Source organism: Streptomyces sp. S.PB5 (genome assembly GCF_030403745.1).
Lineage (GTDB): Bacteria > Actinomycetota > Actinomycetes > Streptomycetales > Streptomycetaceae > Streptomyces.
This window is the reverse complement of the sequence record NZ_JAQMWP010000010.1, coordinates 149,366-168,080: the sequence shown is the minus strand read 5'-3', so window position 1 is coordinate 168,080 and position 18,715 is coordinate 149,366. Positions and strand designations below refer to the sequence as shown.

Genomic DNA, 18,715 nt, shown 5'->3' with positions numbered 1-18,715 from the left:
AAGCGCCTCATGGCGGGCGAAGCTAGCCCACGCACCCGTGATCGTCCAGACCGCCCTCGCCCGGGGCCGCCCTCGCCACAAGTGGCGTTCGGACCACAGGAAGACGACCACGTCACATCCGTGCATGAAAAACGGTGACCGAGGTCACTCGACTTTCGTGTACACGGATCGGCCGATTCCGACGTCTCTACCAGTGCCCGGCCTCATCCGACCGGTAAGCCAGTCCAGCCGTCACGAGGGAGCAACGCGTTGTCCACCGTCATCGAGCAGCCCGTTGAAGCCCGTCTCGTCGCCGCCGCGCCGCGGATGCCGAGCATTCCCGCCAAGCTGCACTACGACCGCCGTGACCCCTTCGCCATCCGCATGACCTTCCCGGCGCCGGCCACGCTGGAGGGCGTCGAGGTGTGCTGGACGTTCTCCCGCGAACTGCTGACCGCGGGACTGGAGAGCGCCGAGGGCCACGGGGACGTGCGGGTGCGGCCGTACGGGTACGACCGCACCGTGCTGGAGTTCCACGCACCCGAGGGGACGGCCGTCGTGCACGTCCGCACCGGCGAGGTCCGGCGGTTCCTGCAGGCGACGGCCGAATTGGTGCCGGTGGGGCTGGAGCATCTGCAGCTCGACCTGGACCAGCAGCTCGCGGAGCTCATGCGGGACGCGTAGGCGATCGGCACGGCCCCGCGCCCCTCGGGTGTCTCACCGCACCGTTCCCAGCAGGTCGTTGAGGCTCCCGTAACCGAGGCCCCCCTCCAGAGCCTCGTACATGCCCGACTCCAGCAGCTCCCGTGCGGCGCGGTGCACCAGGCCGTGCGCGGCCTGCGCGATGCCCGAACCGGCACTCACGCGCGCGACGCCGAGCGCCGCCAGGTCCACGACCAGCGGTGCGCCCGGGCCGGCCATGACGTTCAGTGGGGCATCAATACCGTCGACGAGCAGCTTCACCGTTCCCGGGTCGACGGCCCCGGGGACGAAGATCCCGTCGGCGCCCGCGGCTCGGAAGGCGGCGGCCCGCTCCAACGTCTCGTCCACTCCCCCGGCGCCCCGCAGGAACGTGTCGATGCGGGCGTTGATGAACAGCGGGACACCCTCCGCGTCGGCGGCCTCGCGGGCGGCGGCGATCCTCCCCCAGACTCCGTCCGGGGGACCCCCATTTCGCTTCGCTCGCCTGCTCGGCGACGGTCCGCAGCGGTCCCGTGCCCTCCTCGTACAGGGCGTCCTCGACGTTCACTCCGACCGCGCCCGCGGCGAGCACCGCGCGCACGGTGGCACCGACGCCCTCCGCCGTCCCGGCGTAACCGCTCTCGATGTCCGTGGTGACGGGTACGCCGACGGCTGCCACGATGCCGGCCACGACGCCGAGCGCCATGTCCCGGTCCACCCGGTCACCGTCCGCCGCGCCCAGCGCCCAGGCGAGCCCCGCGCTGGTCGTCGCCACGGCGGCGGCACCGGCGTCCTCGACGAGGCGGGCACTCGCGGTGTCCCAGGCGTTCGGCAGGACGAGCGGCCGCCCCGGGACGTGCAGGGCGCGGAAGGCAAGGGCGCGGTCGCGGAGGGAGGTGCGCAGGGAGGTCCGGTTCGTCACGACGGCCACTGAAGCAGCGCGGGGCCGCGCCGGTCCGGCAGGAATCCGACGTGAACGTGGGACCGCCCGGCTCAGACCCCCACTGCCTCAGACCCCCACCGCCTCACACCCCCGTCGGCGCAGCAGCGGCGGACAACGCCGAACACAGCTCGGCCATGACCTTCCGCACAGCCGGCCCCGCCGCCCCACTGCGCTCGGCCAGCTCCGCCAACCGCTCCTTGTGCTGTCCCCGCTCCTTGCGGGCCACCAGCGCGCGCAGCTCCGCCGCGACCCCGAGGACGACCACGGCCGCGTCCCGGTCGGAGACCTCCGCCGGTCGCACGGGCCCGTCGAGAACCTGCCGCACCTCCTCGCCCAACGCGTCCACGACGGCAACCCGCTCCAACGCGTACTCCACCGTCGGAAAGAGCCCGAGCGCCCGCCGCTTCTCCACGCGCAGACACCCCTCCGCGGCCAGCTGCTCCCGCACCGCCTCCAGCGTCACCCGCGCATGCAAGGGCACCCAGCTCCGCCACCGGTGCGGCAGGGACTCGCGTACGAGTTCCAGGAGCCCGTCGAGGACGGCGTCCCCCGTACGGGAGTCCATGTCGGCCGGGGTGGCGATGCCGTCGTCGTCGACGAGGAGCCCGCGCTGGGCCAGCTCGGCAAGCGCCCCGGCCCGCACCAGATGGTGGGGATGGGCCGTGCCGGTGAGCTCGTTCCTCGTGGTGTCCCAGGCCAGCAGGTAGAGCCGGGCGGGCAGCGACAGCGAGCCGTTGGGCACGGGGCCTCCTAGAGGTGCGATCGGGTCTCACGTTAATTCGTTGACAGCCTTCGCGCCCCCCTCCTACCGTTGACGACGGTCCTGTTGCCGTCGATTGGAGAAGGACGTTGCTCGTCTGAGGTCCTGAGACACCGCGTCACACACCACACGTGTGTGTGCGCTGCGTGCGACCTCGGCGTTCGAGCCGTCCTCCGGTGCAGGGCCTTATCTCATGCGCGCCACAGCCGACGTGCCGGCCATGGCCCATATGCCCGCGGAGCCCGGCTCCCCCTCGGTCGCAGGTGTCTCGACACGCGTTTGCCCCCTGTCGCATCGAGCAACCGCGAGGCCCGTATGTCTACTTCCATCACCTGCACCTCCCTCTCCTTCACCTGGCCCGACGGCACCCCCGTCTTCGAGGACCTCGACATCGTCTTCGGCCCGGGCCGTACCGGCCTTGTCGGAGTCAACGGGTCGGGAAAATCAACCCTGTTGAAGCTGATCGCCGGTGAACTCGCCCCGGCCGACGGCGCCGTGCGCGTCGCCGGCGAGGTGGGCTACCTCCCGCAGAACGTGACGCTCGACACCGCGATCCGGGTCGACGAGGCGCTCGGCATCGCCGCGCAGCGTGCCGCGCTGCACGCCATCGAGGCGGGTGACGTGGCCGAGGAACACTTCGAGACCGTCGGCGACGACTGGGACGTGGAAGAACGCGCCCTGGCCACGCTCGGCGAACTCGGCCTCGGCGACATCGGGCTGGACCGCACGATCGGCGAGGTGTCCGGCGGCGAGTCGGTGCTGCTGCGGCTGGCCGCGCTGCTGCTGCGCCGACCGGACGTACTGCTGCTGGACGAGCCGACCAACAACCTCGACCTGTACGCCCGCCGGCGGCTCTACGCGGCCGTCGCGTCCTGGCCGGGCGTGATGGTCGTGGTCAGCCATGACCGCGAACTCCTGGACCTGGTCGACCAGATCGCCGACTTGCGCTCCGGCGAGGTCACCTGGTTCGGCGGCACCTTCTCCGCCTACGAGGAGGCGCTCGCGATCGAACAGGAGGCGGCGGAGCGGATGTTGCGGGTCGCCGAGGCGGACCTCAAGAAACAGAAGCGCGAACTGTCCGACGCCCAGATGAAGTTGGCCCGCCGCAAGCGGTACGGGCAGAAGATGTGGGACCAGAAGCGCGAGCCGAAGATCGTCATGGGGGCGCGCAAGCGCGCGGCACAGGAGTCCGCGGGCAAGCACCGCATCATGCACGAGGAACGGCTCGCCGAGGCGAGGGAACGGCTCGACGAGGCGGTGGAGGCCGTACGGGACGACGACGAGATCCGTGTCGACCTGCCGTACACGGCCGTACCGCCGGGCCGGAACGTCCTGACGCTGATGGACCTGAAACTGGCGTACGGCGCGGAGGTGAAGGGCGGCTTCGACCTGCGCGGTCCGGAGCGGATCGCGCTGATCGGGCGCAACGGCGCGGGCAAGACCACACTGCTGCGGACGATCGCCGGGGAGCTGGAGCCGGTGGCGGGCGAGGCGACGGCGCATGTCCCGCTGCGGTTCCTGCCGCAGCGCCTCGACGTGCTCGACCCCGAGCTGTCGGTCGCCGAGAACGTGGCCCGGTTCGCGCCCGGCGCCACCAACAACCGGGTCCGGGCCCGGCTCGCCCGCTTCCTGTTCCGGGGCGCCCGCGCCGACCAGAAGGCGGCGACGCTCTCCGGCGGCGAACGCTTCCGGGCGGCCCTGGCCGCGCTGATGCTCGCCGAGCCCGCACCTCAGCTGCTGATGCTGGACGAGCCGACGAACAACCTCGACATGGCCAGCGTCCGGCAGCTGAGGACCGCCCTGGAGTCGTACGAGGGGGCGCTGCTCGTGGCCAGCCACGATCTGCCGTTCCTGGAGTCGATCGGCATCACCCGCTGGCTGCTGCTGGACGGAGAACTGCAGGAAACCACGCCGGAAGCGGTCGGGTATCCCGCCTAGCGCCGGGCGCCGCCCGGCCTCGTCACCGTCACCATCACCGGGGTGACGGAGCACGACGGATGATCTTCGGAGGGCCGCCCCCGGGAACGGGGGCGGCACCGCGCTCGGTTACCGGCGCGTATCTCAGGAGGGCCACAGCCTGACGACGGGGGTTTTGTGCGCGCGGGCCCGGCCTGCATGATGGCTGACCGGTGCCGCTTTTCCGGGGCACCGTCCCTGCCGCCGTTACGGAGTACCTCGTGCCCAGCAAGAAGGCCCTCGTCCGCCGCCCCAGCCCGCGCCTCGCCGAAGGCCTGCTGACGCACATCGAGCGCGAGAAGGTCGACCCCGACCTCGCGCTCGAACAGTGGGAGACGTACGTCGAGGCCCTGCGTGCGCACGACTGGGAGACGGTCGAGGTGGACCCGGCCGACGACTGCCCGGACGCGGTGTTCGTGGAGGACACGGTCGTCATGTACAAGAACGTGGCGCTGATCACCCGGCCCGGCGCCGAGTCGCGGCGCGCGGAGACCGCCGGGGTCGAGGAGGCGGTGGCCTCGCTCGGCTGCTCGGTGAACTGGATCTGGGAGCCGGGCACACTGGACGGCGGTGACGTCCTGAAGGTCGGCGACACGATCTACGTGGGTCGCGGCGGGCGCACCAACGCGGCCGGGGTCCAGCAGCTGCGGGCCGCCTTCGAGCCGCTCGGCGCGCGCGTGGTCGCGGTGCCGGTGAGCAAGGTGCTGCATCTGAAGTCGGCGGTGACGGCACTGCCCGACGGGACCGTCATCGGGCACATCCCGGTGATCGACCGGCCCTCGCTCTTCCCGCGCTTCCTGTCGGTGCCGGAGGAGGCCGGCGGCCATGTGGTGCTGCTCGGCGGCCACAAGCTGCTCATCTCCGCGAGCGCGCCCAAGACGGCCGATCTGCTCGCCGATCTCGGGCACGACCCGGTCGTCGTCGACATCAGCGAGTTCGAGAAGCTCGAAGGATGTGTGACATGTCTCTCGGTCCGGATGCGGGAGCTGTACACCTGACCGAGTGAGCGGACCACCCGTTCAGCCCCGGGACCTGCGGGTCCTGGGGCTTTTCGGCATACCCGGGCACCCGGGCTGAACAGGGATCTTTACATCGCGCTTAACCTACGGTCTCGTAACCTACGGGTTCGTAGCCTACGCTCTCGTAAGTTCCGCAGAGTCCGGCAACCGCTCCGGCATCCGCTCCGCCGGTTTGTTCCGCTTTGTTACGCGTCCCCATGGAGTTCCCGTGACGATCACTTCCCCTCACCTCGGCAGCCCCGCCGTCTGGACCGACGCCAAGCTGCTGTACGCGCTGGAGGAAGTCGTCGAGACCGAGCTCAACCGGCACCTGAAGGTCGCCAAGGACTGGATGCCGCACGAGTACGTGCCCTGGTCGGACGGCCGCAACTTCCCCGGCTTCTTCGAGGACGGCGAGGCCTGGGACAAGGAGCAGTCCAAGGTCACCGAGATCGGCCGGATCGCCCTCGTCGTGAACCTGCTGACCGAGGACAACCTCCCCAGCTACCACCACGAGATCGCCTCGCTCTTCGGCCGCGACGGCGCCTGGGGCACCTGGGTGCACCGCTGGACCGCGGAGGAGGGCCGGCACGGCATCGTGATGCGCGACTACCTCCTCGCCTCCCGCGCGGTGGACCCGGACAAGCTCGAAGCCTTCCGCATGCAGCACATGAGCGAGGGCTTCGAGTCGGACAACCGCCACTCCATGCTGCACTCGGTCGCCTACGTCGCCTTCCAGGAGCTCGCGACCCGTATCTCGCACCGCAACACCGGCCACCAGTCCGGCGACCCGGTCTGCGACCGCATGCTCGCGCGCATCGCGACCGACGAGAACCTGCACATGGTCTTCTACCGGAACCTGCTCAAGGCCGCCTTCGAACTCGCCCCCGACCTCACCATGCAGGCCGTGCGCGACGTCGTCGTCAACTTCCGCATGCCCGGCCACGGGATGCCCGGCTTCGAGCGGTTCGCCGCGCAGATGGCCATCGGCGAGGTCTACAACATGCGCATCCACCACGACGACGTCCTCCAGCCCGTCCTGCGCCACCTGAAGGTCATGGAGATCGACGGCCTCGGCCCGGAGGGTCAGCAGGCCCAGGACGAACTCGGCATGTTCATGGGCGGCCTGGACGCCGAGGCCCTGAAGTTCGACGAGAAGCTGGCGGCGCGCAAGGCGCGGATGGCGGCCCGCGCAGCGGGCTGACGCCGGCCGGCGTTTCACCGGACCGACCCGCACCGCGGCATCCGCCAGGTGCGGGTCGGTCGTCTTTCCGGTGGCCAGCTGACGGCAGCTGGGTCACGTTATTTCCTTTGCCCATATTTCCACTGCGGTGCGGCCCTGGCCTGCGGCATCATGCCGCCATGCGGCAGAACAGCAGGGTGGAGCAGGCGGTCGGGTTTCTGCTCGGGCTCGTCGACGGGGAAACCGCCGAGCGGGTGCGGGCGCGTGCCGGGCTGCCCTCGCCCGAGCAGCCCGGGGTCACCACGGAGCGGGTGCGGCGGGCCTGGACGTGGGCGACGCATCTGCCGGGCTCCGTGACCCTGTGGATCCTCGAGAACGACGATCCCGGCCTCAACGCCTTGGTGTGGCGCCACATACCGGCCGACGCCGGGCTGCGCAGGGCCATCGCGCGCGGTGTGCCCTTCGGCCCCGGCCGGACCGGAACCCTACGGGTCGACAGGCCCCTGTCGGGTACGGAACCCGAGATCCCCGAGAGCTACGTCCGTCACGGACTCGTGGGCAGTCTGCGCGAGGTCGGTTCCATGGAGGCGGGGCGCGCCGCCGCGTCCATGGTGCTCACCCGGGACGACTGGCGGACGGTCGGCGAGGCGGACGGCGAGCGTCCGCTGCCCGGTTACGCGCGCTGGGCGCTGTCCGTGCGCCCGGACTGCCCGCCGCAGATACGGAAGGGCTTCGGCGCGCACGCCAAGTTCACGCACCGGCTTCGCCGGGCGGGCGTGTACGACGGTCCCGCCGAGTACGTGATGTCCGAGAAGCCGGCCGTCCGCGTCCTGGAAGTGCTCGCGATGGGACATGTGCTGTTCCCGGCACGTGTCCAGGAGGCCGAGGACGCTCTTCGCCCGCTCGTCCGGGAGCACTTGGGCGACCGCGAGGAGGCGTGGGCCGTGCTGGCCCAGCTGTTGGAGACCTTCCACGGGACCGCGCCCGAGCTGGTGGTGACCGCGGGCGCCATCGTGTAGGGGGCGGGGCGGCTGGATTCGAACCAGCGTGTTCTGGATCTGGAGTCCGGTGCGCCTGCCTCTGCGCTACGACCCCGCCCTTGACGCCAGATCGTAATGCCTTGGCCCGATGTCAGTGGGCCCTGGTACCAATGGGGCACGGGGGAAGTTCAGTACGGGGGGCACGAGATGGCGTACGGAGAGCGGGGGCGGCGTCCCCCGGTGGTGGACCTCGCCGACCGCAGGGCGCTGGAGGCGTACCGCCCGGCTGATCCGGGGGTGGTTGCCGAGGCGCGGCGGCTCAAGGAGGCCGCGCTGCTGGACTTCGGGCTCACCGAGTCGGCGGTGGCGTCCTGGCTGTACGCCAAGTGCCGTCACCAGATCCCGACGACCGCGATCGACACGGCGGCCGTGGTGGCGTCCGGCGACGGCACCTGTCTGCTGCTGTTCAACCCGGACTTCTTCGTCGGACTCGGCCTGGACGGTGTGAAGTTCGTGCTGTTCCACGAGGCCCGGCACCTCGTGCACCGGCATCTGTTCGCCGACCCCGAGCTGCGCGACGACCCGGTCTTCGAGCTGGCCGCCGAGGTGTCCATCAACCATGTCGCCCTGGTGCGGCTCGACCGGGCGGAACTGCCCCTGCTGGACGGCCGCCCCACGGGCGTCGACCCCCGCGAGGTGTACGAGCGCTACCGCGCGGACCTCACCGCGCACGGCCTGGAGCCGGTGTCGTACGAGACGTTCACCGAGACGGACCTGCGGGTGCACGGCGAACTCAAGCGGATGCACCGTCCGCCGGTCCCGGAGCGCCGGCTGTGCGTGCATCTGGCCGAGGGCCACCCGGTCCCGGCCGACCAGGAGACCATCGACGCGGTGACCTCTTCCGCGCTGCTCAACTCCCTGCTGGCGGCCCGGCGCGGGCACGCGGGCGCGGAGCGGGAGCTGCTCGACCTGATGGACCGCACCCAGGACGGCGGCGCCCGGGCGGCCCGGATCTGGGGAACCCTGGGCGCGGGCATGCTGCGCGGCGAGACCACGCGCACGCGTACGGTCCACTGGTGGCAGCGCTGGCTGGTCGACGTTCTCGGCTCCCGGCTGCGCGACGGTGAGCGGCTGGTGTACCCGAAGAAGCGCGGTGCGCTGCTCGCGGCCCTCGGCCAGGACCCGATGCTGGCGCGCCGCGGCCCGGTGCGGGACAAGGTGCTGGTCATCGCGTACGACACCTCGGGCTCGATGCCGCATCAGGTGATCACATGGCTCACCGAACTGGTCGGCCGGATCGACGGGGTGGCGGCGCACTGGCTGTCCTTCGACGCCTTCGTGATGCCCTTCGTGCCCGGCGAGCGGGTGTACGGCGGTGGCGGGACGAGTTTCCAGGCGGTCGCGGACTACGTGGAGGGCCGCACGGAGGTGAACGGGCGCCGTTTCGACGGGAAGCCGGACGCTGTCGTCGTCCTCACCGACGGATATGCGCCCCCGATCACGCCCGCCGAGCCGGAGAAGTGGATCTGGCTGATCACGGAGGGCGGCGACGAATGGCCCGAGAGGCACACACCCGCGATGGACTGCCATCGCGTGACCACGGGATCGCGGTGATGGGCTCGCGGCTGGAGTCCTTCATCGACGCGATGATCGACATGGGGCAGACGGGTCAGATCTTCGGCGAGCACGGCATCGGCAAGACGGCGACGTTCTTCTCGCACATCGCGCAGGCGTACCCGGACACGACGCTGGTGTACGTCCCGGCGGCGAATCTGACGCCGGACGACCTGCTCGTCAACGCGCCGGTGCGCGACCCGCTGAGCGGTGAACTGGTGCTGCGCCAGCTGGTGATGAGCCGGCTGAAGCCCGGCACGCCGTTCGTGCTGCTGATCGACGACTCGCTGCAGGCGGGCGACACGATCCAGTCGCAGCTGATGCAGATCGCCTGCAACTGGACGCTGGGCGAGCACGATCTGCGCGCGCTCGGCTGCGTGGGCGTGTTCCTGACGGACAACGAGTCGCTGTCGGAGACCTCGGCCCGGCGCGGCGACCTGGCGCTCCTGGACCGCATGGTCACGTTGCGGATCACGGCCGACGACACGTCCTGGCGCCGGCATCTGGCGGCCCGGTACCGCCCGTGGGACCTGCGTCCGGTGTTCTCGCTGTGGGCGTCGCTCTCCCCCGCCCTGCGCGAGCTGCTCTCCCCGCGCACACTCGACCACGTCCTGGCCAACGCCAGGGAGGGTTTCCCGCTGCGCTGGGGACTGCCTTTGGTCGACGGGGACCGGCTGCGCCTGGCCGAGCCCGGGCCGGACGGCAAGCCCGGCCAGAACCGTACGCACGAGATCCTGGACCGGATCGCCGAGGCGGTCGGCGTGGCCAATCCGTCGACGATCGCGGACCCGGTGCGCCAGGTCGTGCGCGCCGCGCTGCGCAACCGCTGGACGGTGCTGCTGCAGGGCCCGCCCGGCTGCGGCAAGACGGAGCTCGTGCGGGAGACAGTGCGCGAGGGGCTCGGCCGGGACGCGCTGTACTTCTCGCTGCCGGTGACGAACGTCGAGGACCTGTGCGCGCCGGTCCCGTCGGCGGAGGGCACCCTCGACAATCTGCTCGCGATGCACTTCACGGGGCCCGAGCCGAAGGCGATCGTGTGGGACGAGTACAACCGGCCCAAGGACAGGGCCGCGTTCGCCAAGCTCATGGAGATCACCCAGGAGTGGTCGCTGGCCGGGCAGCGGATCGAGAACCTGCGCGCCCAGATAGCCGTGCAGAACCCGCCGTACCATCTGGGCCGCAAGCTGCTGGTGTCCCGGAACAACATCGCGCAGGCGACCCGCTTCACGGCCTCGCTGGAGGTGCGGCCCGAGGACATCCCGGCCAACGAGTGGCTGCTGGCCCGCTACGGCTCCGACGCCGAGACGGTCCTGGAGTGGTGGAAGCACGACATCGACGACGACGGGCGGGCCTGGATCACGAAGCGCACCCTGGAGCGGCTCATCAAGCTGCACCGGCGCGGGCTGCCCCTGGAGATGGGCACGGTGTATCTGGGCGACGGCGAGTACGCGCCCGTGCCTCTGACGGCCCTCGTCGACCGTCTGAAGGGCCGCCAGGTCACGGGCCTGCGCGAGCTCGCCCGCGACGCGGACGCGTGGGAGGAGCGACTGCGCCGGGCCGCCGCGCACTCCGCCGAGGGCGGCGACGACAGTGACGTCGTCCACCAGATCCTCGCCAACGCGGAGCTGTCCCAGCTCAAGAAGCACCGCACGGTGGTGGCCCGGCTGGTGGCGCTGCTGCCGGCCAAGCTGCGGGCGACGTATCTCGTGGGGGCGTCGGAGCGGCAGCAGCGGTTCTGGACGGAGGTGTTCGTGGGGATGCGGCGCTGATACGGGGAGGGGTGTCTGTCGCGGCGGGCGGCGACGGCTCCGTCAGCGGCCGACCTGCGTCCGCCTCGCGACCGCCGCCCTCACCCCTCGCCCCGCCCCGCGGTCCGGTGCACGCTGCGTACCGCCGCCACGTCGGCCGGCACCGCGGGCGGCGGGACATGGGCGCTCAGCGCCTCCAGGCGGCGTTTGACGCTGGCGGCGATCCCCTGACCGAGGACGAAGCGGGTGGCCGTGACGGCGTGCGGGGCGGTGTCGAGGAAGCGGTGGGCCTCGCGGCTGCGCATGCCGGTGTGGGTGAGGACGAGGTGGGTCAGACGGTGCTCGGCACCCGCCAGGGTCTCGGCCATCGCCCCGGCGGCGGCCAGGTCGACGCGGTTGTCCGCCGCGCCCAGGACCGCCGCCGCGCGCACCCGGCCGAGGTCCAGCAGTGTGACCCCGGCCGCGGTGGCCGCCGTCACCAGCCGGGCGGCGGCCTGCGGTCCGATGCCGTTGCTGGCGACGGCCAGCCGGGTGAGCCGGCCGTGCGGTGCCCGCTCCAGGGCGGCGGCGAGGCGGAGCGCACCGGCGTCCCCCAACCGGGCGGCGGAGACGTACAGTTCGTCGATCGCGCCCGCCGTCACGACCGCGCCGAGTGCCTCCGCTCCCCCCTCCCCCAGCGGGTTGCCGCCGACGAAGAGCCGCTCGATACGGCGCCCGTTGCCGGCGGCCGCCTTCAGTGCGTCGGCGAGGGCGACGGCGCCGGTCGCGTCGAGGCCGGTCTGGACGAGGTCGAGGGTGCGCAGGGACCGTGCCGACTCGATGAGTTCGGCCGCCGCCCGCCCTCCCCCGGAGCCCAGCGGGTTGCGTTTGAGCCACACCCCCGTCACGACCTGCGGCGAGGCGCGCAGCTGGTCGGCGATGCGGCAGGCGCCGCCCGCGGTGATGCCGTTGCAGCCGAGGTAGAGCGTCTCGACGTCCTCGCCCGCCCCGGCCACGGCGGCCGCTCCGGCGTCGCCCAGTCCGTCCGTGCCGAGCAGCAAGTGGCGTACGGGAGAGGGGCCTTGGCCCAGTGCCTCGGCCACGAGAGCCGCGCCTTCGGCGCCCAGTTCCTGTTTGCACAGGTCGAGGCGTCCGTCGGGCAACGCCGTACCGGCGGGGAAGTCGAGGCGCTCCCCGGCGGGGCGCCCGGCCCGCAACCAGTCCAGCAGCGGGGCGAGTTCGGCGACCGGACGCGGCACGACGGACGGCACACCGGCGAACCCGCTCGCCGCTCGCTCGTCATCCGGTGTCACCACTGCGCCTCCCGGTAGTCCTTGAGGAACACCCCGGCCACCGGGTCCCCCGCCTCACCCCGCACGATCGGGTCGTACACGCGCGCCGCGCCGTCCACGATGTCCAGGGGCGTACGGAAACCCGCCTGTGCCATCCGAGCCTTCTTCGGTGCCGGGTTCTCGTCGGTGATCCAGCCGGTGTCGACGGCGCACATGTGGACGCCCTGCTCGGCGAGTTCGGCGGCACTGGTGCGGGTGAGCATGTTGAGGGCGGCCTTGGCCATGTTGGTGTGGGGGTGGCCGGCCATCTTGTTGCGGACGGCGAAACGGCCCTCGACGGCGGTGACGTTGACGACGTACCGGCGCGGATGCGGCGAGGCGAGCAGCAGGGGCAGCAGCCGGTCGCACAGCAGGGCCGGGGCGAGGGCGTTGACGAGCTGGGTCTCCAGCACCTCGGCGGGGTCGAGGGCCCCGAGCCGGGCCGACCAGGAGTTCTCCGGGGACGGGTCGGGCAGCAGCCCCGCCTCGTCGGCCTCGCGCAGGGCGACAGGAAGGGAGGCGGCCCCGCTCTCCAGCATCCGCATCGGCGTGAACCCGGGTGCCTGCCGGGCGCCCTCGGGCAGCGCCTCGTACTCCCCGGCGGCGAGCAGCGCGTACGACTCCGGCGGTCTGCGCACCGTCTGGGCGGCGTTGTTGACGAGGATGTCCAGCGGCTCGCCCTCCTGCCGCAACTCCTCGCCCAGGCCGAGGACTTGGCGCGGGTCGCGCAGGTCGACGGCGAGCACGGTCAGCCGGTCGAGCCACTTCTCGCTGCCCGGTTCGGCGCGGAAGCGGCGCACGGTGTCGTGCGGGAAGCGGGAGGTGACCAGCAGCTCGGCGCCGTCCCGCAGCATCATCAGGGCCAGTTGGAACCCGATCTTCACCCTGCCGCCGGTGAGGAGCGCACGGCGGCCGGTGAGGTCGGTGCTCAGGGCGCGGCGGGCGGTGTTGTCGGCGGCGCAGGACGGGCACAGCCGGTGGTAGAAGGAATCGACCTCTCGATAGGGCGATTTGCAGACATAGCAGGTGCGGGGCTTGCGAAAGACGCCGGACGTTCCGGCCGACGGTGCCAGCGGTGCGTCCTCGCGCCGCTGAAGGGCGCCGGTCGCCGTCGCCGCCATGACCTGCGCGTCGGCCGCGGACGCCTCGGCGCCCCGCGCCTTGCGCCGGCGCAGCCGTCCGTCGCGGGCGAAGGAGGCGGCAACCTGCTCGGCGGTCAGCCGTACGGGGTCGTCGACGGGCAGCTCGCGCAGCTTGCCCACGACCTGGTGGAAGGCGGCCAGTTCCACCTCGCTGATCGCCTCACCCATGTGCCGTCCCCGCCCCGTGTCCGCCGTACCGCGGTCCCGACCGGATTCGAACCGGCGTATCCGCCCTGACAAGGCGGCGAGTCTGCCTCTGCTCTACGGGACCCCGCACGCGTCCGGACGGCCGGATTCGAACCGGCGTGATCGCCTGAGCAAGGCGGTGCGCCTGCCTCTGCGCTACGTCCGGTGCGCCCCCGGATCCTAACCGCACTCCGAACGGCCGGTCGCACCGATTTACGGGACGCCTCCGCGGTGCAACGGTGCCCGCAGGGGGTGAGAACACCATGGCCCAGACCCATGAGTGGATGTTCTACGAGGTCATGTGGCGCGGCTGGGCGGGTCGGGACCGGGTCCCGTATCCCGTGCCCTGGTGGGCGCAGCAGGCCTTCCGGCGCTGGAGCGACGACTTCGACTCCGGCACGTACGAATCGAAGGAGGCGGCCTTCGCCTCCAACGCCCTTTATCGGTACTGGCACATGGTCGGCGTCAAGGACCACCGGCAGGAGTCCCTGATCGGCCAGGCGGGCGAGATCGAGCCGGTCTACGACAAGTACAGTCTCTCGTTCTTCCTGCACGATCCGGCGACGGGCGCCTTACGACTGCCCCAACTGCCGGACGGGGAGCGAAGCGAGATGGGGGTCCCCCCGGACGGAGTCTGGGGGAGGGTGGAGCAGCGTCTGGAGGCGCCGCACCTGCCGGTCGTGCTGACGTCGTTCCGCACCGGCGACGACGTCGAGTTCGTGCAGCGCACCTTCGCCGGGACCGTGGGGGCGAGTCAACGGGACCTGGTCGTCACACGGGTGACGGTGGGAAGTCCGACCGGGCAGGAGCGCTCGGGGCTGCTGTGCGCGGCGGTGCTGCCGGCCGGGCCGAGCGGTTTCCAGCGGCACGACCGGGGCGGGCGGCAGATCACCGACCGGCGGCTGACGTTCCTGCGGTATCTGCCGGACGAGCGGCGGGTGGAGACCAACGCGGGCTGGGGCCCGGCCTTCGACACCGCGCCCGAGCAGTACGGGGTCTACGGCAACGCGGACTTCTCCTTCGACCCGGACTCGTACCTGACCCGCAGTGCGTTCCACGACCTGGTGGCCGGAGGCAAGCTGAACGGCGCCGCGCAGGCGCAGGACCAGGTGGCGGGGCTGTGCAGCGCGGTGTTCGCGTGGCCGTTCCGGGTCGCGGAGGACGAGGTCTTCGAGATCGACGTACGGCTGCCCGTCGACCAGTTCTCCGGGGCCGCCGACCTAGCCGAGCTGCGGAGTGTGCCGAGCGTCGAACTGGAGGTGGCCAACCGGGACTTCTGGACGGCGAAGCTGCTCGGGCAGGGGCTGCAGCCGGGGCTGCCGCGGCCGGTGGCGCACCTCACCGACCAGTTCCGGCAGGCGCGTTCGCAGCTCCTGATCCTGTCCGACCACGGTGAGATCCACCCCGGTCCCACCGTGTACGACTCCTTCTGGATCCGTGACTCGTCCGTCGAGGCGACCGCGTGCTCCCTCGTCGGCGACTCGGCCCTGGCCGAACGGCAGTTGGGCACGCACTACCCGCTGAGGTTCAACCGCGGGACGGGCCGGATCGGGCCGTGCGCCGAGTACGGCTTCTACGGCGGTCCGCACGAGAAGGACGACCGGGAGTGGGACAGCAACGGGCAGGCCCTGTGGGCGATCGGCCGGTTCGACCGCACGAGCGGCCGACGGGCGGCGTTCGGGGCGAAGTTGTACGTCCCGTACGTGCGCGACGCGGCCCGGTGGCTGCGCGACAACCGCGACGAGTACGGCCTGCTGCACAGCGGCTGGAGCGCCGAACACCTCGGTGAGCGCGACAAGCCGCACTACTGGGACGACTTCTGGGGACTGGCCGGACTCTACGAGGCCGCACGCCTGGCCGAGCGGATCGAGGCACCGGAGGCCGCCGAACTGTGGGGCGCCTTCGACGACTTGAAGCACGCCACCGCCGAGTCGATCCGCTGGGTGCTGGGCGAGCAGCGGGCGCGCGGCGCCTGGGAGACGTACATCCCGACCGGGCCCGGTGACGTGGGGCGGCTCGACTCCACGATGATCGGTGCGGCCGCCTACTTCCATCCGCTGCGACTGCACATGGGCAGCAAGCTCGGCGACGACATCGACCGGGCGGCCCGCTTCACGCTCGACACGATGTACGCGCGCTTCGTCACCGGCGGCTTCCGGCACGATGCCGCGTGGTACGCGTACGGGCCGTATCTGACCATGCAGTTGGCGCACGCCTACCTGCTCGCGGGTGATCCCGGGCGGATGGACGAGCTGCTCGGCTGGGTCTTCGACGCGGGCTTCCCGCGCACGGCCGGGCGTGCGGCGGCGCTGGGCGCGTGGAACGAGCAGCACGCGTACCCGGTGGCGTCGGACTTCGCCGAGGTCCCCTTCGGGCGCTGGTACATGGGCGACATCCCGCACGGCTGGGCGGCCGCGGAGTATCTGCTGCTGATCCGCGACATCCTCTTCTTCGAGGCCGACGAGGACCGCGATCCGCATCTGTACATCGCTCCGGGCGTACGACCGCACTGGGTGCCCGGTGACGAACAGGTCACCGTGGACGCGGCGCCCACCCTGTTCGGCTCGCCGTTCGGCTACCGGCTCGCGCGCGATCCGGCCGGGCGGACGGTGACCGTGGACATCACGCAGGCACCGGAGGGTGTGCGGTTCGTCTATCCGTGCCGGTTCGGCGAGGTGCGCTCGGCCGAGGCGAACGGGCGGGAGCTGGCGGTGACGGGACAGGACGTGCAGGTGCCGGCGGGAACGCGGCGGTTCAGCGTGACGTACGGCTGACGGCGTACAGCTGGCGGCTGACGGCCTGGGCGTTTCGCCCGTTCGGCGTGACGTCGAGGCCGGCGACCGGGGCGTCCGGCCCGCTCAGCGGGTCGTGCGCCTGATCTCCAGCCGTTCCTTCTCCGACAGACCGCCCCACACGCCGAAGCGCTCGTCGTTGTCGAGGGCGTAGTCAAGACAGGCGGAGCGGATCGGGCACAGGCCGCAGATCCGCTTCGCCTCCCGGACGGAGCTGCCCGGCTCGGGGAAGAAGAAGTCGCCACCGGTCTGCGCGCACAGCGCCTCGTCCTGCCAGTCGAGGCCGGGCGGAGTGATCGTGTCGATGAGCATGTGCAGGAGCGTGCCGGGCAGCGAAAAACGTTCGCTCAACGCGGGATCAACGCCGCGTTCACGGGCCTCCGGCCGCCCCGATGGTCCTCCGCCGCACGGCGTGGCGCACGGCGGCGCGCGGGATCGCGGGAAAACCGGGAGCGGCTCGCCGGTCACGGATGGTCACTGTCCGGGGCGATTGTCAGTGGGCGGTGCGAGACTCGGCAGAGCAGGCAACGGGATCCCCGACGAGGAGGGGCAGAGATGCTCACGACCCGTTATGTCACCGGCGCTCCGAACTGGATCGATCTCGGCACCCCCGACATCGACGGCGCCGCTTCCTTCTACGGTGCGCTCTTCGGCTGGACGTTCCGGCCCGGGCCGCCCGAGGCCGGCGGTTACGGCTTCTTCCAGCTGGACGGCAGGACGGCCGCGGGCGGCATGCAGACCACCCCCGAGCAGGGCCCGCCCTCCTGGACGGTCTACTTCCAGACCCCGGACGCGGACGCCACCGCGAAGGCCGCCGAGCAGGCGCACGGCGCGGTCCTCGTGCAGCCCATGGACGTCATGGACCAGGGCCGCATGGCGATCCTCGCCGACAAGGCGGGCGTCCCCTTCGGCATCTGGCAGCCGGGCCGCAACAAGGGCCTCGACGTCGTCAACGACCCGGGCTCGCTGTGCTGGCTGGAGCTGTACACCGCCGACCAGCCGATGGCCGCGTTCTTCTACAACGCCGTCCTCGGCCTGGAGACCTCCGGCTACGACTTCCCGGGCGGCACCTACACCACCCTGAACCCCGCGGGCGGGACCGAGGACTCCTTCTTCGGGGGCGTCATCCCCCTGGCCGACGCCCCCGAGGAGACGGACGCCTACTGGCTGCCGTACTTCGAGGTCACCGACACGGAGGCGGTGGTGTCCCGGGCGGCGGAACTCGGCGGCACGGTTCGGATGCCTTCGACGGACATCGAGGGCGTCGGGAGCGTCGCCCGGCTGTCCGATCCGTACGGAGCGCGGTTCGCGGTGATCAAGAGCGCGCCGATGCCGGAGTGAGACCGGCTGGGCTGCGGTGCGCGACCAGCCACGACGACGACGCCGGCGCCGCAGCCGACCGGCACCCCCTCGCCGTACTCCCAGCGGATGCTCAGGCGGAGGCGCGCCGCACCAGAGTCGTCGGCAGCACCACTCCGGGCGCCGCGTCTGCGGCCCCGCGCAGCAGCAGACGGGCCATCAACCGGCCCATCTCCTCGATGTCCTGGCGGATCGTCGTGAGCGGTGGGTCGGTCTGCTCCGCCACCGGGAGCATGTCGTCGAAGCCGATCACGGCGACGTCCTCTGGAACCCGTAGGCCTCGTTCGCGCAGTACTCGCAGGGCGCCGGACGCGGTGAGGTCGTTCGCCGCGAACACGGCGTCGAGGTCCGGGCGCCGGTCGAGGAGCTGCCGCATGGCGCGCTCGCCGCCGGCGGGGGTGAAGTCCCCCTCGGCGATAAGCCCCGGGTCGACGTCGCCCATGACGTCCCGGAAGCCCTCCAGGCGGTCCGCCGCCGATGTCTGGTCCAGGGCGCCGGTGATGTGCGCGACGCGGCTGCGGCCGAGGCCGACGAGATGGCGTACGGCGTCCCGGGCGCCGCCCCGGTTGTCGCTGTCGACGTACACCACGTCCCGGCTGCCGTCGCTCCAGCCGGGGCGGCCGCCGAACACGGCCGGGATCCCGGCCTGCTGGATCAGGCCGGGCAGCGGGTCGTTCAGGTGCAGCGAGAAGACGAGCGCTCCGTCGACATGGCCTCCGGCCAGATACCGCCCGACGCGAGCGTGATCGTCCCGCCCTTCGGTCAGCAGCAGCACCAGCTGGTTGTCGTGGGCGGTCAGCTCCTTGCTGATGCCGCGCAGTTGCAGGGCGAAGAAGGGGTCGGCGAAGACCCGGGTCTCCGGTTCGGCCACGACGACGGCGATCGCGTCGTGGCGCCGGGTGACCAGGCTGCGGGCCGCCTGGTTGGGGACGTACCCCAACTCCTCCACGGCCCGCCGGACCCGCTGGACGAGGGGCTCCCGCACCCCGTCCCCACCGTTCACCACCCGGGACACGGTGGCCCGCGAGACCCCGGCCCGCGCGGCCACGGCCTCCAGCGTGGGACGCGGCGCTGTCTCGGTCAC

At 71.7% G+C, this 18,715-nt stretch carries 14 protein-coding genes, 3 tRNA genes and 1 pseudogene; 9 read left to right on the top strand and 9 right to left on the bottom strand.

Annotation, left to right across the window (positions count from 1 at the left end):
• Positions 1-249 precede the first annotated feature (249 nt).
• Entirely contained in the window at positions 250-663 is a 414-nt protein-coding gene (locus PH203_RS26550; RefSeq protein ID WP_289923013.1) for an SsgA family sporulation/cell division regulator, read from the top strand.
• Between the two features lie 33 nt (positions 664-696).
• Here the strand turns inward: PH203_RS26550 and PH203_RS26545 are convergent.
• A pseudogene (locus PH203_RS26545) lies at positions 697-1,582 on the bottom strand (isocitrate lyase/phosphoenolpyruvate mutase family protein).
• A gap of 103 nt (positions 1,583-1,685) precedes the next feature.
• Complete coding sequence (locus PH203_RS26540; RefSeq protein ID WP_289923012.1) at positions 1,686-2,345, bottom strand: GPP34 family phosphoprotein; 660 nt, start codon at positions 2,343-2,345, stop codon at positions 1,686-1,688.
• Positions 2,346-2,678: 333 nt separating this feature from the next.
• Between PH203_RS26540 and PH203_RS26535 the strand changes: the two genes are divergently transcribed.
• The 4 genes from PH203_RS26535 (at position 2,679) to PH203_RS26520 (ending at position 7,519) form a co-directional block, all read left to right on the top strand.
• Positions 2,679-4,301 (top strand): ABC-F family ATP-binding cassette domain-containing protein, encoded by a 1,623-nt coding sequence (locus PH203_RS26535; RefSeq protein ID WP_289923011.1) that lies wholly within the window; start codon positions 2,679-2,681, stop codon positions 4,299-4,301.
• A gap of 239 nt (positions 4,302-4,540) precedes the next feature.
• A complete protein-coding gene (gene ddaH, locus PH203_RS26530; RefSeq protein WP_289923010.1) occupies positions 4,541-5,317 on the top strand; it encodes a dimethylargininase in 777 nt (258 codons plus the stop codon).
• Positions 5,318-5,546: 229 nt separating this feature from the next.
• Positions 5,547-6,521, top strand: a complete 975-nt coding sequence (locus PH203_RS26525) for an acyl-ACP desaturase (RefSeq protein WP_289923009.1) — start codon at positions 5,547-5,549, stop codon at positions 6,519-6,521.
• Between the two features lie 158 nt (positions 6,522-6,679).
• Positions 6,680-7,519: a hypothetical protein gene (locus PH203_RS26520; protein ID WP_289923008.1), complete on the top strand. Its 840-nt coding sequence runs from the start codon at positions 6,680-6,682 to the stop codon at positions 7,517-7,519.
• Between the two features lie 2 nt (positions 7,520-7,521).
• Here PH203_RS26520 and PH203_RS26515 read toward each other — a convergent pair.
• Positions 7,522-7,597 (bottom strand) — tRNA-Trp (locus tag PH203_RS26515).
• A 90-nt stretch (positions 7,598-7,687) separates the two neighbouring features.
• Here PH203_RS26515 and PH203_RS26510 point away from each other — a divergent pair.
• Positions 7,688-9,094, top strand: coding sequence for a hypothetical protein (locus PH203_RS26510; RefSeq protein WP_289923007.1), 1,407 nt, complete (start codon positions 7,688-7,690; stop codon positions 9,092-9,094).
• Complete coding sequence (locus PH203_RS26505; protein ID WP_289923233.1) at positions 9,094-10,863, top strand: AAA family ATPase; 1,770 nt, start codon at positions 9,094-9,096, stop codon at positions 10,861-10,863. The genes PH203_RS26510 and PH203_RS26505 overlap by 1 nt, the downstream gene beginning before the upstream one ends.
• A gap of 80 nt (positions 10,864-10,943) precedes the next feature.
• Here PH203_RS26505 and PH203_RS26500 read toward each other — a convergent pair whose 3' ends face one another.
• The 4 genes from PH203_RS26500 to PH203_RS26485 all read right to left on the bottom strand — a co-directional run bounded on the left by PH203_RS26500 (position 10,944) and on the right by PH203_RS26485 (position 13,646).
• Complete coding sequence (locus PH203_RS26500; RefSeq protein ID WP_289923006.1) at positions 10,944-12,134, bottom strand: ribonuclease inhibitor; 1,191 nt, start codon at positions 12,132-12,134, stop codon at positions 10,944-10,946.
• Positions 12,131-13,462 carry an SDR family oxidoreductase gene (locus PH203_RS26495; protein ID WP_289923005.1) on the bottom strand — a complete coding sequence of 444 codons (1,332 nt, stop codon included), beginning with the start codon at positions 13,460-13,462 and terminating at the stop codon, positions 12,131-12,133. The genes PH203_RS26500 and PH203_RS26495 overlap by 4 nt, the downstream gene beginning before the upstream one ends.
• Positions 13,463-13,493: 31 nt before the next feature.
• Positions 13,494-13,565, bottom strand: a tRNA-Asp gene (locus tag PH203_RS26490).
• Between the two features lie 9 nt (positions 13,566-13,574).
• A tRNA-Ser gene (locus tag PH203_RS26485) sits at positions 13,575-13,646 on the bottom strand.
• A 97-nt stretch (positions 13,647-13,743) separates the two neighbouring features.
• On the opposite strand from PH203_RS26485, the gene PH203_RS26480 reads away from it, so the two are divergent.
• Positions 13,744-16,254, top strand: coding sequence for a hypothetical protein (locus PH203_RS26480; RefSeq protein WP_289923004.1), 2,511 nt, complete (start codon positions 13,744-13,746; stop codon positions 16,252-16,254).
• An 84-nt stretch (positions 16,255-16,338) separates the two neighbouring features.
• Here PH203_RS26480 and PH203_RS26475 read toward each other — a convergent pair whose 3' ends face one another.
• Positions 16,339-16,584: a WhiB family transcriptional regulator gene (locus PH203_RS26475; protein ID WP_289923232.1), complete on the bottom strand. Its 246-nt coding sequence runs from the start codon at positions 16,582-16,584 to the stop codon at positions 16,339-16,341.
• A 243-nt stretch (positions 16,585-16,827) separates the two neighbouring features.
• Between PH203_RS26475 and PH203_RS26470 the strand changes: the two genes are divergently transcribed.
• Entirely contained in the window at positions 16,828-17,613 is a 786-nt protein-coding gene (locus PH203_RS26470) for a VOC family protein (protein WP_289923003.1), read from the top strand.
• A 91-nt stretch (positions 17,614-17,704) separates the two neighbouring features.
• Here PH203_RS26470 and PH203_RS26465 read toward each other — a convergent pair whose 3' ends face one another.
• Positions 17,705-18,715, bottom strand: coding sequence for a LacI family DNA-binding transcriptional regulator (locus PH203_RS26465; RefSeq protein WP_289923002.1), 1,011 nt, complete (start codon positions 18,713-18,715; stop codon positions 17,705-17,707).